Annotated in this window: 15 protein-coding genes; 6 read left to right on the top strand and 9 right to left on the bottom strand. The window is 57.6% G+C overall.

Annotation, left to right across the window (positions count from 1 at the left end):
* Window positions 1-146 precede the first annotated feature (146 nt).
* From MGMAQ_RS13855 to MGMAQ_RS13845, 3 genes are all read right to left on the bottom strand, one after another.
* A complete protein-coding gene (locus MGMAQ_RS13855; RefSeq protein ID WP_052716399.1) occupies window positions 147-1,040 on the bottom strand; it encodes an amidohydrolase family protein in 894 nt (297 codons plus the stop codon).
* A gap of 29 nt (window positions 1,041-1,069) precedes the next feature.
* Entirely contained in the window at window positions 1,070-2,335 is a 1,266-nt protein-coding gene (locus MGMAQ_RS13850) for a hypothetical protein (protein WP_052716398.1), read from the bottom strand.
* Window positions 2,336-2,402: 67 nt separating this feature from the next.
* Complete coding sequence (locus MGMAQ_RS13845; RefSeq protein ID WP_148560961.1) at window positions 2,403-2,909, bottom strand: hypothetical protein; 507 nt, start codon at window positions 2,907-2,909, stop codon at window positions 2,403-2,405.
* Between the two features lie 128 nt (window positions 2,910-3,037).
* Here MGMAQ_RS13845 and MGMAQ_RS13840 point away from each other — a divergent pair, with 128 nt between their 5' ends.
* Together MGMAQ_RS13840 and MGMAQ_RS13835 are read left to right on the top strand one after the other, a co-directional pair.
* On the top strand, window positions 3,038-3,826 hold the full coding sequence (locus tag MGMAQ_RS13840; protein WP_046022002.1) for a molybdopterin-binding protein: 789 nt from the start codon (window positions 3,038-3,040) through the stop codon (window positions 3,824-3,826).
* Window positions 3,823-4,116, top strand: a complete 294-nt coding sequence (locus MGMAQ_RS13835) for a hypothetical protein (RefSeq protein ID WP_046022001.1) — start codon at window positions 3,823-3,825, stop codon at window positions 4,114-4,116. Before MGMAQ_RS13840 ends, MGMAQ_RS13835 begins: the two co-directional genes overlap by 4 nt.
* On the opposite strand, the gene MGMAQ_RS13830 is transcribed toward MGMAQ_RS13835, so the two are convergent.
* Both MGMAQ_RS13830 and ubiA read right to left on the bottom strand, forming a co-directional pair.
* Window positions 4,113-4,454, bottom strand: a complete 342-nt coding sequence (locus tag MGMAQ_RS13830; RefSeq protein ID WP_046022000.1) for a hypothetical protein — start codon at window positions 4,452-4,454, stop codon at window positions 4,113-4,115. The two genes, MGMAQ_RS13835 and MGMAQ_RS13830, sit on opposite strands and share 4 nt — an antisense overlap.
* Before the next feature lie 5 nt (window positions 4,455-4,459).
* Entirely contained in the window at window positions 4,460-5,368 is a 909-nt protein-coding gene (gene ubiA / locus MGMAQ_RS13825; protein WP_046021999.1) for a 4-hydroxybenzoate octaprenyltransferase, read from the bottom strand.
* 71 nt (window positions 5,369-5,439) lie between these two features.
* Here ubiA and MGMAQ_RS13820 point away from each other — a divergent pair, with 71 nt between their 5' ends.
* The 3 genes from MGMAQ_RS13820 to MGMAQ_RS13810 are packed head-to-tail and all read left to right on the top strand — an operon-like array spanning window position 5,440 to window position 7,840.
* Window positions 5,440-6,156, top strand: a complete 717-nt coding sequence (locus tag MGMAQ_RS13820; RefSeq protein ID WP_046023344.1) for a 16S rRNA (uracil(1498)-N(3))-methyltransferase — start codon at window positions 5,440-5,442, stop codon at window positions 6,154-6,156.
* A 16-nt stretch (window positions 6,157-6,172) separates the two neighbouring features.
* On the top strand, window positions 6,173-7,525 hold the full coding sequence (locus MGMAQ_RS13815; RefSeq protein WP_046021998.1) for a glutamate--cysteine ligase: 1,353 nt from the start codon (window positions 6,173-6,175) through the stop codon (window positions 7,523-7,525).
* 39 nt (window positions 7,526-7,564) lie between these two features.
* Window positions 7,565-7,840: a chorismate mutase gene (locus MGMAQ_RS13810; protein WP_252508633.1), complete on the top strand. Its 276-nt coding sequence runs from the start codon at window positions 7,565-7,567 to the stop codon at window positions 7,838-7,840.
* 208 nt (window positions 7,841-8,048) lie between these two features.
* On the opposite strand, the gene MGMAQ_RS13805 is transcribed toward MGMAQ_RS13810, so the two are convergent.
* The gene (locus MGMAQ_RS13805) at window positions 8,049-8,336 is read right to left on the bottom strand and encodes an RHS repeat domain-containing protein (protein ID WP_046021996.1); all 288 of its coding nucleotides are present in this window, start codon (window positions 8,334-8,336) and stop codon (window positions 8,049-8,051) included.
* 283 nt (window positions 8,337-8,619) lie between these two features.
* Between MGMAQ_RS13805 and MGMAQ_RS13800 the strand changes: the two genes are divergently transcribed.
* Window positions 8,620-10,167: a reverse transcriptase domain-containing protein gene (locus MGMAQ_RS13800; RefSeq protein ID WP_046021995.1), complete on the top strand. Its 1,548-nt coding sequence runs from the start codon at window positions 8,620-8,622 to the stop codon at window positions 10,165-10,167.
* A gap of 324 nt (window positions 10,168-10,491) precedes the next feature.
* Here the strand turns inward: MGMAQ_RS13800 and MGMAQ_RS13795 are convergent, their stop codons facing one another.
* From MGMAQ_RS13795 to tldD, 3 genes are all read right to left on the bottom strand, one after another.
* A complete protein-coding gene (locus MGMAQ_RS13795; RefSeq protein ID WP_046021994.1) occupies window positions 10,492-11,205 on the bottom strand; it encodes a transposase in 714 nt (237 codons plus the stop codon).
* Between the two features lie 77 nt (window positions 11,206-11,282).
* Window positions 11,283-11,771, bottom strand: a complete 489-nt coding sequence (locus MGMAQ_RS13790; protein ID WP_052716397.1) for an RHS repeat protein — start codon at window positions 11,769-11,771, stop codon at window positions 11,283-11,285.
* A gap of 92 nt (window positions 11,772-11,863) precedes the next feature.
* Window positions 11,864-13,297 carry a metalloprotease TldD gene (gene tldD / locus MGMAQ_RS13785; RefSeq protein ID WP_046021993.1) on the bottom strand — a complete coding sequence of 478 codons (1,434 nt, stop codon included), beginning with the start codon at window positions 13,295-13,297 and terminating at the stop codon, window positions 11,864-11,866.
* Window positions 13,298-13,321: the final 24 nt, after the last annotated feature.

Raw genomic sequence — 13,321 nt, 5'->3', positions numbered from 1 at the left:
ATCCGATTCCAAACCGGGCCCCCTGTATGCTCATGGTCCGTCGTTATAGCCGATGGCTGAAAAGGAGGTAATACGTTTCGTTCCCCGCGGAAAAAGCCAAGGACAGAGATGGCAATATTCAAGATCTTCCGCCGTCCTTTGGATCGCTATCGCTGCCCCAGAAGATCTTTGCTCACCTTGCGACCGAACAGGCGCTCGGCATTTTTGTAGGCAATTTTCTCAGCAATGGAGCGGGGCAGGAGAGACAGCCACCGGCGGTTCATCGCGATCAGGGTCTCGTAATCGTCCCATTGCATGGTCACCCAGGTGTCCGTCCCGACCATGAAGCGCTCGGGGAAGCGGTGAAAAAGCGCTTCCCAGTCTGGATGCAGGCGGTCATGTGACAGCAGAATATCGCTTTCCCGGTACGAAGTATCGGCGGTCAAGAAAGGATATCGGGCCATCATTTTGGCGATAACTTCCGGCGGCTCGGTCATCCCGGCATGGGCCCAAATGATCTTTGAAGCGGGCTCGATGTCGAAAAGCTGTTCCACCGGCAGATGATCTGAATGGACATGGATATAGAGATCGCGCTCTTTGGCCATGCGGGCGATCTGACTCAGCAGGGGCCGGTCGGTGGGATCCGTGTCATGGAGGTGGAACTCGCCGATGCCCTCATGAGGATACCTGTCGAGGCGGTTTTCGATGTAGTCGCCGATGCCTTCCGCCTTGGTCCAATTGCTTGATCCAACGTTATCATGATAGGGCCGCACTTCCGGAACAACCCGTTTCGGCGCATGCTCCCACAGCATGATGGTGCCCTGGTCGGGTGTGGACGAGACCAACCCCATGGCCACGCCGGTCCGGTCCATCAGGTTGAGTACCGCTTCGGGCGGATACGGTTTCCATGCGGGTTTTTTGTAGTGGATATGGGCATCGAAAAGAGGAAGCGCGTCGGCTCCGCTTCCGATGGGCTCCTGAAAATCAGCGGTGGATTGGGGTGCTGAAAACAACAAGGCGGTCATGCCAAGGAAAGCGAGACAGTTTTTCACGCGTACCATGTTCAACTCCCGTTTTCGACCTAAAGACTTTAGTCCAACCGTTCTCCATTGCTGGAGAAATGGATGATTTCTTCGTCCGCCCGCTCGCGAAACTCTTCCAAATCGCCATGTTGCAGGCCCAAAAAAATGGGCGGGGCGTTGCGGCGGTGGATATTGACCTTGGCATTGAAGACCTGATGGGCCTGTCCGTGCTTGTCGTGGATGGTGAATCGGCTGATGCCGAAAGAGCCATCATCATATTTTGGACCAGTTAGGTAACAACGAATGGATTCCACCTCGTCCCCCGAAAGCACCAGACCCTCAAGATTGGAAATGGTCGCCTCGGCTTTTTGGATAAACTCCAAGGCATCAATGCGGTGAGTGCGGCCGGTGGTCTTGTCTGTCATTGGTGCCAGGAAATCACCGATCAGGACCTGACCGGGCAGGGCGCTGGAGATCATGCGTGCCAGCACAATGGTCACGTCGCCAACGATGTAGCTGACTGCTGTCGGGTTGAGTCCCTCAGCCTGATAGAATTCGTAGTGCGATCCCACATGAAAACAAGTGCGCAGATAGGGCACCGTCTTGCCGCTGGATTTGACCCGGGCAATGGCATTGTCGGCCATTACCAGATGCATGAAGTGATACAGGTCCAGATTGGCCCGCATACTGGATATCCGGTTCCAGATGTAGTAGCCGTCACCGGTGGTGGAGCGGGCAAACTTGATCTCAATATTTTTTTCGAGCAGCTTGGAATAGGCCGCATTGACCGAATAAGACAGGCTGTTGAGCTGGGTCACCTGCTCGAAGGGCGACACCAGCGAGAATCCCACCGCATCGAACAGCGCCACCGCCCGGTCTTCCACCAAGGAGATGGAATAGCGTCGCACCAGGGAATCGACGGTATCCAGCGGTAGATCCTCGCCGGGAGTGAAGGGCAGGTCCAGCCGCATCACACGGGATTCGAAGAGCTCCGCGATCGCCTCCAGCCGCCCCTTTTCAGCCTGCTTGGCCCCCGACAAAATGCGTTCCAGGGCGCTGGTCGCGCCATCCCCCATGGCGTCGGCGATGGGATCGCCCATGCCGGCCACGACCTCGGCAATGCGATAGTGGGGAACGACCACCATATCCAGGGCTTTGGGCGCCGGGCACCAGGCGATGACCATATTGTGCCCCAGGTTCCATTGGCCATAGATCAGCTCGTCAAGCTGGGCCGCCCGTTGATTTTTGAGCTCTTCGGTGGCGGCTTGCCCAGCGTTCTTGTCACGAAAAAGATCCAGCCATGATCCCCGTTTGAGGAGGCCGCCTTCGCCCACGATCTGTCTCCCGGATTGTTGTTCGTTGCGCGCGGAGTGTCGCACCCCGGGCTGATTCGGGCAAGGCTCAGGACCCCTTGGGGCGGATGACGGCGTTATTGAGTTCTTCTTCCAAGGCTTCCTCTTCCTTTTCCAGCTTGATACGCAGAATCTGAATGCGCTTGGAAAGGTCCAATACCCGGTTCCAATCCGTATAACGGTTGCGGGTTTCCCAGTTTTTGACCGCTGCGTTGGTCATCATGCCCAACACCACGGCGATCACCACCAGCCCTGCCAGCCCCATGGAGACGGCGGCAAAGGTGTTGAGCATGTCCGAGCGCGATACCACCACGCCCCAAAAGCCAATGGTCACCATGGCCGTGGCCAGGGTGACGACCAGGTAGAGTTTGATTTTTTCGCCAGTGCGCAGTTGGTGTTCCGCATCCATGACGGCGTTGGCGATTTCGACGCGAGCGATCTGTTGCCACTTGCGAAACGACATGCCTTTCACCGAGGCCTGTTTGGCATCGCGAATCTGGTCTTCCAACAATCGCACGACGAAATCGGCGCGTTCCTGGGGGGTGGGGTCGGTCATGGCGGTCACCGGGTTGAACGGACCCGTTAGCCTATATCCAGGGACGTTAACGAAGGGTGAGCGGCCTCATTTCAGTGGCCGTATAATGTAACTTCACGCGAGGGTCCATGGTTGCTAGTCTTGGGCCCATGACCCAATCCGACCGCCTGACCGCCTGCTTGATCGTTATCGGAAATGAAGTGCTTTCCGGGCGCACCCGCGATGCCAATATTCAGATCTTGGGACAGCGCCTGAGCGAACAGGGCATTGATCTGGTGGAGGCGCGGGTGATTCCCGACGTGGAAGGGGTGATCATCGAGACGATCAAGGACTGCCGACAGCGCCATGATGTGGTCTTTACCAGCGGTGGAATCGGACCGACCCATGACGACATCACCGCTGTCGCCGTGGCCAAGGCCTTTGGCGTCGAGCTGCGCTTGGACCCCCGGGCCGAAGCGCTTTTGCGCAAACACTACAAACCCGAGGACATCAACGCGGCCCGGCTGAAAATGGCCCATATTCCGGCGGGGGCGGGTCTGATCGCCAACCCGGTGAGCCAGGCGCCGGGTTTCAGCCTGGAAAATGTCCATGTGATGGCCGGGGTGCCGCGTATTTTCGAAGCCATGCTGGATGGTCTTCTGCCGACCCTGCCTGGCGGTATGCCCCGCCAATCCCGCACCGTGGCCGCCTACCTGCCCGAGGGGCACCTGGCCGGGCCCCTGGCCGCCTTGCAAAACAAGTTTCCGGGAACCGAGATCGGCAGCTATCCTTTTGTCCGCGACGGCAAGCTGGGCGCGGCGCTGGTCGCCCGGTCGATGGATCCGGTGGAACTGGACGCGGTGGTGAATGGCCTATGCGAGGTGATCCGTTCGCTGGGCGGCGAACCCTTGATGGATACGGATCCGCGCAGCAACTTCGATCCGCGAGGCAATCCATGAGCCCGTGGGGCCGTAAACCGGGGCCATCGGCCTCGCCCTGGGATCGGCTCAGTCGCCCCCATGAGCATGCGCTGCGTTTTCTGGGGCGGCACCTGTTGTACGGACTGGCCGCCGGATGGACCCTGGGGATCTGCATGCTGGTGGCCGATATGGGTGGAATCTGGAGCATGATCAGCCGCTCGGAGGACTGGTTTATCTGGCTATTCTTGCTGTTTTTTGGCCTGACGGTGACTTTCGGCAGCGTCGGCATGGGGATCGGGGTGATGAGCTTGGGCCGGGAACGGGATTAACGATCGTGTTTCTTGCGCGCGTGCCGTCCACGTAAAACGAAATAGGCGGCGGTGCCAATGCAGGCCGCCATCAACATCGGGAACCATCCGGCGAGCCCAGCTCCCGCGCCAACGGCCAGGGATTTACCCCCCATATAGGCGCCTCCGGCCGCGCCCGCGCCCAGGGCGGCATGTTGAGCACCCAGGCCCAGGCCAAGTTTTCCGGCTCCCGCACCGATGGCTTTTCCGGCGGCGCCCTTGGCGGCGGTTTGGGCCATATTGGCAACCTGGTTCACGGCGCCCGTGGCTTTTTTCGCTGTTTCAAGACCAGGGGATTTATCATCGTTTGTGATGGTCATGGATATTATCCGATCAATTTTCCGGCCACGATGCCCACGAACAGGACCAACCCGAAATCCCGGTTGGATTTGAACTTGCGCAGGCAGTCGGTGGGATCATTGATATCCACATCACGGGCCTGCCAAGCCAGATGCAGCGCGCCCAGAGCCAAGGCGGTCCAGAACGGCCAGCCCATCTGCACGAGATAGCCCGCCCCGGCGATGAGGACCACCGTCACGACGTAAAAACCGACCAGCCAGGGGCGGGTGGCATCCCCCAGGCGCAGGGCGGTGGACTTGACCCCGACAATCAGGTCATCGGCCTTGTCCTGGTGGGCATAGATGGTGTCGTAGCCCAGGGTCCAGAAAAACCCGGCGGCATAAAGCACCAGCGCCGCCGGGGCCAGATCGCCGGTGACCGCCGCCCAGCCCATCAAGGCGCCCCAGTTGAAGGTCAGCCCGAGAAAGGCCTGCGGCCAATAGGTAATGCGCTTCATGAAAGGATAGGTGAACACCAAGGCCAGTGAGGCGGTGCCCACGATCACGGCGTACCAATTGAATTGCAGCAAGATGGCCAGCCCCAACAACAACTGGAATCCCAGGAACAGCAGGGCCCGGAAGGGCGAGACCACGCCGCTGGCGATGGGCCGGTCGGCGGTGCGGGCCACCTGGGAATCAAATTCCCGGTCGACGAAGTCGTTAAAGGTGCATCCGGCCCCGCGCATGATCAAGGCTCCGGCCCCGAACAGCAGCAACAGCCGCAGGTCCGGCCAGCCTTCGGCGGCCAGTGCCGCGCTCCACCAGCATGGCAACAGCAAAAGCCAGGTGCCGATGGGCCGGTCCAGGCGCATCAACCGCAAATAGGGCCGGGCCGCCGAGGGTGTCCATCGGTCGATCCAGTTGCCGCGCGGGATATCGGTGGCCAGGGTGTTCATGGGGCGGTTTTATCACCGCTGGGTGACGAAAAAAAGGCTTGGGCGAAATGGAGGCGCGGCTATCATGCGGCATGTCTCGCACCCCCACCCGACTCCATGTGACGGAACCCTTGTCCGAAGCGGCGGAAATCATCCTGCCCCAGGCCCAGGCGCACTACCTGCGCAACGTGCTGCGGCTGGCGGTGGGCGATGCCCTATTCCTGTTCAATGGCCGGGACGGCGAATGGCGGGCCGATCTGCGTGACCTGGGCAAGAGACAGGCGACCCTGGCGCTCACCGTGCAAACCCGACCCCAGGCGCCGGAGCCCGGCCCCTGGCTGCTGTTCGCGCCACTGAAGAAGGACCGCACCGACTTTTTGGTGGAAAAGGCGACCGAATTGGGCGCGGCGGTGCTCTGGCCCCTCTTCACCCGCCATACCATGACCCGCCGGGTCAACCTGGAGCGGCTGCGGGCCCAGGCAACCGAGGCCGCCGAACAGTGCGGGCGCCTGACCCTGCCGGAGATCCGCGAACCGATGGACTTGATGGATCTGGAAAGCCGGTGGGATGGTTCTCGTCCTTTGTGGATTGCCGATGAGGCACGGACCGGCAGCTCTTTGGTTCAACAGGATTTGTCCGTGCCCCCCGGCCTCCTGATCGGGCCCGAGGGCGGTTTCGCGGAAGCGGAGCTTGACCTGATGGGGCGTCTGCCGTTTGCTGTGCGCGTTTCGCTGGGACCGCGACTCCTGCGCGCCGAGACGGCGGCGGTGGCGGCCCTGGCCGGTTGGCAGGCGCTGACCGATACCTGAACCAAGGAATACGCTCATGGCCGCATCCGAACCGATCACTGACCGACGGCAACTGGTCGAATACCTGGCTTCGGGCTGTAAACCCCGGGATCAATGGAAGATCGGCACGGAACACGAAAAATTCGCCTATGACCTGGAGACTCTCAAGCCTTTGGAATATGAGGGGCCGCGTGGTGTCAGGGCGGTCTTGGAACGTCTTCAGCAGTTTGGCTGGGACCTGGTCTACGAAGGCGGCAATCCCATCGCCTTGCAGGCCGAGGGTAAGGGGTCCATTACCCTGGAGCCGGGGGGGCAACTGGAGCTTTCCGGCGCCCCGTTGGACAATATTCATCAGACCTGCACCGAGGTGAATACCCACCTGAAACAGGTCAAAGCGGTTGCGGCGGATCTCAATATCGCTTTTTTGGGATTGGGCTATAATCCCAAAATTCCGGTGGCCGATGTCCCTTGGATGCCCAAGGGGCGTTACAAAATCATGCGCGACTATATGCCGACACGAGGCGGCTTGGGCCTGGATATGATGCTCAATACCTGCACCGTGCAGGTAAACCTGGACTTCGACAGCGAGGCCACCATGGCCCGCATGTTCCGGGTCTCTCTGGCCCTGCAGCCCATCGCCACGGCGTTATTTGCCAACTCACCGTTCAAAAACGGCAAGCCCACGGGGTTTCTAAGCTATCGCAGCCATATCTGGACCGACGTGGATCCGGATCGAAGCGGCATGCTGCCCTTCGTATTCGAGGATGGGTTCGGCTTCGAGCAGTATGTGGATTACCTGCTTGATGTGCCCATGTACTTCGTCTATCGGGACGGGCGCTACATCGATGCCGCCGGACAATCCTTTCGCGACTTCATGAATGGCCGTCTCCCGGCGCTGCCGGGCGAAGTGCCGACCATGGCCGACTGGAGCGATCACCTGACCGTATCGTTCCCCGAGGTAAGATTGAAGAAGTACCTGGAGATGCGCGGCGCGGACGGTGGTCCTTGGGGGCGGATTTGTGCCCTGTCGGCCCTTTGGGTCGGGCTGCTTTATGATTCCACTGCGCTGGATGACGCCTGGGAACTGATCAAGGATTGGACCGTGGAGGATCAGGCCTACTTACGCGATGAAACACCCAAGCAGGCCCTGAAAACCCCGTTCGGGAATCGCTCGGTCAAGGAAATCGCCATCGACATGCTGAAGATCTCCCATGACGGCCTGCGTCGACGGGAACGCTTGGATGTGGTGGGGCTGAACGAGACTCACTTTTTGAATGATTTGTTCACAATAGCGGATTCCGGTTTCACGGCAGCGGAGGAGTTGCTCTGTGCCTATGAACGTCGGTGGGAACGGCAAGTGGATCCGCTGTTCCAGGAATATGCCTACTAGGGGGAAACGGGGATGTCGAGAGTACGCCACTGTAAAAACATGAGCCAAGTCCGGGCGGAAATCGACCGCCTCGACCGCCATATTCTGCCGCTGCTGGCCGAGCGGTCTCAATACGTGGCCCAAGCGGCAGCCTTCAAGGCAGAGCGGGCCGACGTGGTGGTGCCGCGACGGATTGAAGAGATCATCGCCCACATCCGTGACATAGCGGAACACCATGGCATGGATAAGGACCTGGCCGAGGAAATCTACCGGAGCATGATCGATACCTTCATCCGCTTCGAAGAGCGGCGCTGGGACGAAATCGCCGAAAGCTAGGTTTCTCATCCCCCCGTGCCGCCACCGGGAACAGTGGCGATATGGATGGTCTGCGCCTAGCGTGTGTCGGGTCCAATTGGACCCATTGGACACACGCGAATCTATTGGAATCGATCACGTTTTTCGGGCTTGATCGAATCCGATCAAGCCCGACGTGATCTAGCGCGTGTCGGGTCCAATTGGACCCATTAGACACACGCGACGTGATCTAGCTGATGTCGCCGGTGCGGGTGACGGTGAAGGTTACGTCGCCGCCTTCCACGGCCGGGGTTTCAGACGCCGATACGGTGAAATGGGTCGGCATGCCCCCCACCGATAGCAAAGTGCGGTTGTCCGCCGGGTCATAGGTGTTGGTAATCGCCGTGCCATCGTCGTGGGTAACGGTCACTAATCGCCCCAGCTCGTCATAGGTATAACTCAGCGTGGTCGCGGCGGATGCCGGCGCCGTCGTCGCCAGCCCCAATCCGACCCACAGACCCGTGGCGCAAAAAATCAACTTACTCTGACCCCTTTGATTGATCGCTAGCGTTATAAAAAAATTGAAAATGATGAAATGTAAAGCCCGCTTGATATTCCATGCGGCTTGATTGACGTGTCATTCGAGTATTGCTAAAAATAGCGCAGAGGCGAAGTAGCCGAGGCAGCGGGGCGAAGTACCGGGTGCTCATGGCACCGATGGCGCATTTATTGGAAACGACAAGTGCGACGATGGGTGGTTTACACCTATTGGAATCCCTGACTTTAAGTTCCGCTGCCGTTCCTCTCACTGGGAGGGATTCATGCAGAATGCCATAAAAAATGAGATTAAACGACTCGCTCAAAAAGCGTTTGCAAAGCGTGCGCGTATCGAGAAAGCCGAAGAAAAATATAGGAAGAAGTTTAAGAAACGAACAGGAAAGCCTGCAGGGATACCCAAGCCTAAACCTGCGTCTGCTAAACCCAAGCATTTCGACCCAGCTTATTGTGCTCGTAACGCAAACTTTTTAGCGAAAACCATATGGCACAAAGTTCAATCCATAGAGTATGAACCGGTACCGGCCATCAATTATTTGATCGATAAACCAGATGGCGGCAAACGCAGCATTATGGCGTTTTCCATTCCTGACGCTGCACTCGCAAATGTTGTTTTACGTCGGACCAGAGAAAGAAATCTAAAGAGACTATCGCCGTCATCATACGCATATCATCCAGATAAAAACGTGTTCGACGCGGTATTGGCGCTAAAAGCTTTCGAACATGATGGCAAACTGTTTGGGGTTCAAATTGATTTTGAGAAGTATTTTGATAACATCCCCTCTTGGTACCTTTCTAATAAGATCAATGATTCAAAGAAAGTCAGCCTCACGCCGCATGAACGACACATCTTCGATAGGTTCCTGCACCATCGTTTTGCCCAGTACGATGTATACAGCGCAGGAATATTTCTACGGCGGGTAAATGGCACGCCTCAAGGGTCATCTGTATCTCTACTACTTGCAAATTTGGCCAACCACGACCTTGATGTGGCCCTATCTGTTGAAGCTGGTGAATTTGTCCGTTTTGCCGATGATGTTGTCGCACTTTGCAGCGAATATTCACAGGCTCAAAGACTCGAAAATTGCTTTATTGAACACTGCCAGAACAGCGGCCTGAAGATTAACAAAGCCAAGTCACCAGGGATTGCAATAATCTCCTCCGAAAAACAGGAGGTGAGAACCTATTCGCATTTTGATTTCCTTGGTTATCGTTTTTCGCCGGATGGATTGTCAGTACCAAAAAAAGTGGAGCGAAGAATTATGACCCGAGTTTCGCGGCTAACTAATCTCTATCTGCTTCATTATTTGAAAGATGGCTACAATTCCGAAAGAGCGGCAACAAGCCCCCACCGTTTTGACTGGGATTTGCTTGGACTAATTTATGAATTGCGCCGCTCTCTCTATGGCGGATTGTCCGAGCAGGAACTTTCGAGCTTTATTCATGATGGGAAGAGGCTTAATCGTATGAAGGGCCTTATGGGGTTCTATTGTCTCCTTGATTGTCCTGACACACTACGCCAATTGGATGGTTGGATGCTCAGTATTGTCAGGCGTGCAATGGTTAAGCGGAACAATATTTTGGCATCGAACTTTTCAAGAGATTGTCCTACGCCCACAAATGCTGAACTCGCGACGGGGAAGTGGCTGGATACTGCTGCATGGCGAGATGGACCTCTTCCCGAAGCACGCATGCCTAGTTTAGTTCGGGGATGGCGGGCAGCAAGAAAGCACTATTTCACTTTCGGACTGGAACACGTGGAAGCACCAAATTACTTATTTTACAGTGACCTTAAAGCACTGTTTGAATATTGAGGAACTGGTTTCAAAGGCACCTTCCAGAGCACTGTTTTAGGTGTGTTCGTCCGTTGAAACTGCCGTGTGGTATGTGGAAAAATCACTAACTCGTTCCGGCACCTCAATTTTAGAACAGAGACGCTTAAATCCCAGTTGCCTTCCCTCCGCCATTATTCTATCGGCAACTGTCTCTCTGCGAGATGGACACCCGCATTAACCGGCCCATTCCGGCTTTGAAGAGCTTTGAAGGCCCGGTTTGGACCAAAGGGGTCAGAGTAAATCGATTTAGGCGTTTGCTGATCAAAGGGGTCAGAGTGATCAAAGGGGTCAGAGTAAATCGATTTAGGCATTTGCCGCCTCCCGATATTTTTTTGACCTCCGATCCCCACCTCTGGGAATAGGTTCTATACGCCTGTCCGTCATTTTTTTGATTTCACCCTTGAAGCGATCACCGCCGAGTACCCAGGCTTTGTTGGTGTTCAACCGGATCTCCTCCAGCGCTGGATCCGGAATGCCTTCCTTAAAAAGTCCCTGATACGCCTTTCGTCTTTGCCCGCCAGTATGGCCAAGGGCGTCGTAACAGGGGTGCCCGGTTATCAATTCGATTTCAGCATCAAGTGCATTGTGATGATAGCTGGACCACGGATAATCTTTCGGATCTTGCACCATGTTTGCTCGGACGGGATTGAGTTCGATATAACGACTAACGGTCAGGAAATAGTCCTCCTTATCAACCAATGTTGATCTATATCGGCCCTCCCACAACGTGCCTGAGCGCCGATATGTTTGATTGATATAACGAACATAATAACGCCCCAAGGATTGCATCAATTTACTGATGCCGGTCTCCCGGGCGGGCGTCATGAGAAGGTGAACGTGGTTGGTCATCAATACATAGGCATGTATGGCAACATCATATTTTTCGCCATAGTCCTTCAATTTATCAAGGTAGACTGAATAATCATCATCATGAAAAAAAGTCGCCTGCCGGTTATTCCCGCGCTGGATGGCGTGTTGCGGTACTCCCGCAATATTCAACCGTAAGAGCCTCGCCATCAAATATCTCCAAACCTCTCCGCTTCACATGAGTTCAGCCAAATTGGCCTTCGCATTCCAAGCTCCGAAAAATCAAATTACTCTGACCCCATTGATCCCTGACCCCATTGATCCAGCCCCGGACCGGGAATGAAGCGGCGCAACAATGTGCCGGACCCGTCGTATTCGGCGATCTGCTGCTCGCCGGACCAGAGGAACCGGGTCGTCACCCCATCGATGGTGCGACTGGCCCGCCGCCCGGCGGGATCGTAGGCATAGTCGATGGTCACGCCGCCGGTAACGGCATACTGCGTCAGGCGGTTTTCCACGTCGTAGGCCAGATTGTCGTTGGCGCCGATGCCGGTCAGGTTGCCATTGGTCCCGTAGGTCAGGCTACGCGGCCCAAACACCGCCAACTGGTTGAGGTTGTTCGGCGCGCCGAAGGAGGTGGTGTCGTTGGCCGCCGTCGGGTGTGCCGTCAGGTCGAAGGTGTAGAGCCTTCGAGCGCTCGGCCCTACAGCCGACGTGTTGGGCTCGAAGACCGCATGGGGGTGGTATTGCTCGGCCCAGGCCCGCAGGGATCCCATTCCAGTGTCCCTCCCGCCCTTGGTGCCATCATCGTCACGTTATGCGCGATTTTCCAAGGGCGAGGCAAGGGTATCGTGTTTCGGGCCGACCGTCATCCCCCCGTGCCGCCCACCGTCAGTCCATCAATACGCAAGGTCGGTTGGCCGACGCCCACCGGCACGCCCTGACCATCCTTGCCGCAGGTGCCGACACCCGGGTCCAGGGCCATGTCGTTGCCGATCATGGAGACCCGGGTCAGCACGTCCGGACCGTTGCCGATCAGCGTGGCGTCCTTGACCGGGGCACCGATCTTGCCGTCTTCGATGCGATAGGCCTCGGTGCAGGAAAACACGAACTTGCCCGAGGTGATATCCACCTGCCCACCGCCGAAATTCACCGCGAAGATTCCATTCTTGACCGATTGGATCATTTCATTCGGGTCGTACTTGCCGGACAGCATGTAAGTATTGGTCATGCGCGGGATGGGGGCGTGGCCATGGGACTGGCGACGCCCGTTGCCCGTGGGTTCGACCCCCATCAGTCGGGCGTTCAGGCGATCTTGCATGAAGCCTTTGAGAATACCGTCTTCGATCAGCACCGTGTTGCGGCTCGGCGTGCCTTCATCGTCGATGGTCAGCGATCCGCGGCGATCGGCAATGGTGCCGTCATCGACCACGGTCACACCCGGTGCGGCGATGCGCTCACCCATGAGCCCCGCGAAGGCGGAGGTTTTCTTGCGATTGAAGTCGCCTTCGAGTCCATGACCAATGGCTTCGTGGAGCAGGATGCCGGGCCAACCGGGGCCGAGCACCACGTCCATTTCTCCTGATGGGCAGGGCAGGCTTTCCAGACTGACCAAGGCCTGGCGCAGAGCCTCGTCCGTGACCGCTTTCCAGGTACCCGGTTCCATGTAGTGGGTATAGCCGGTGCGCGCGCCGGTGCCATTGGAACCGGTTTCCATGCGTCCGTCCTGTTCCACCACCACCGCCACATTGAGGCGGACCAGGGGGCGGATATCCGCGGCACGGCTGCCATCGGCACGGACGATTTCCACCGCCTGCCAGGTCCCGGCCAGCGAGGCCATGACCTGCTTGACCCGAGGGTCCTTATCGCGCCCATAGGCGTCGATTTCGGCCAACAGCTTGACCTTGGCCTCAAAGGGCACCAGACCGAGCGGGTTGATATCGTCGTAGAGGAGCGTGTTGGTGCCTGCGGGTGGCGCGGCCATGGTGCCCCCTCGACCGCTGCGCACGGCGGCAACCGTATCCCCGGCACGTCGGATGGCGGCTTCGCTCATTTCCGAGGCATGGGCATAGCCGGTGGCCTCGCCGGAGACGCTGCGCAGGCCGAATCCCTGCGCGGTGTCAAAGGTGGCGGCTTTCAGGCGTCCGTCATCGAAGGCAAAGGTTTCCGATTGTCGGTATTCTAGGAACAGTTCGCCGTCGTCGGCCCCTTGCAGGGCGGTGCCGACCAAGTCCCCGACCCGGGTCTGGTCCATGCCGGTGCGACCATAGAAAAGGTCGTCGGTGGTGGTGAGATGGCTCATGAAATCTCCTTCGCGTTCCCCCAG

The organism is Magnetospira sp. QH-2 (assembly GCF_000968135.1).
GTDB lineage: Bacteria > Pseudomonadota > Alphaproteobacteria > Rhodospirillales > Magnetospiraceae > Magnetospira.
Note: the sequence above shows the minus strand (reverse complement) of the source record. Positions and strands in the feature narration are given on the sequence as shown.

Bases quoted from the DNA above. Each gene is read 5' to 3' on its own strand.
- MGMAQ_RS13845 (WP_148560961.1), bottom strand. From the start codon at position 2,909: ATGACCGACCCCACCCCCCAGGAACGCGCCGATTTCGTCGTGCGATTG.
- MGMAQ_RS13815 (WP_046021998.1), top strand. From the start codon at position 6,173: ATGGCCGCATCCGAACCGATCACTGACCGACGGCAACTGGTCGAATAC.
- tldD (WP_046021993.1), bottom strand. From the start codon at position 13,297: ATGAGCCATCTCACCACCACCGACGACCTTTTCTATGGTCGCACCGGC.
- MGMAQ_RS13790 (WP_052716397.1), bottom strand. From the start codon at position 11,771: ATGGGATCCCTGCGGGCCTGGGCCGAGCAATACCACCCCCATGCGGTC.
- MGMAQ_RS13840 (WP_046022002.1), top strand. From the start codon at position 3,038: ATGACCCAATCCGACCGCCTGACCGCCTGCTTGATCGTTATCGGAAAT.
- MGMAQ_RS13795 (WP_046021994.1), bottom strand. From the start codon at position 11,205: ATGGCGAGGCTCTTACGGTTGAATATTGCGGGAGTACCGCAACACGCC.
- MGMAQ_RS13800 (WP_046021995.1), top strand. From the start codon at position 8,620: ATGCAGAATGCCATAAAAAATGAGATTAAACGACTCGCTCAAAAAGCG.
- MGMAQ_RS13855 (WP_052716399.1), bottom strand. From the start codon at position 1,040: ATGGTACGCGTGAAAAACTGTCTCGCTTTCCTTGGCATGACCGCCTTG.
- MGMAQ_RS13830 (WP_046022000.1), bottom strand. From the start codon at position 4,454: ATGACCATCACAAACGATGATAAATCCCCTGGTCTTGAAACAGCGAAA.
- MGMAQ_RS13820 (WP_046023344.1), top strand. From the start codon at position 5,440: ATGTCTCGCACCCCCACCCGACTCCATGTGACGGAACCCTTGTCCGAA.
- MGMAQ_RS13835 (WP_046022001.1), top strand. From the start codon at position 3,823: ATGAGCCCGTGGGGCCGTAAACCGGGGCCATCGGCCTCGCCCTGGGAT.
- ubiA (WP_046021999.1), bottom strand. From the start codon at position 5,368: ATGAACACCCTGGCCACCGATATCCCGCGCGGCAACTGGATCGACCGA.
- MGMAQ_RS13810 (WP_252508633.1), top strand. From the start codon at position 7,565: ATGAGCCAAGTCCGGGCGGAAATCGACCGCCTCGACCGCCATATTCTG.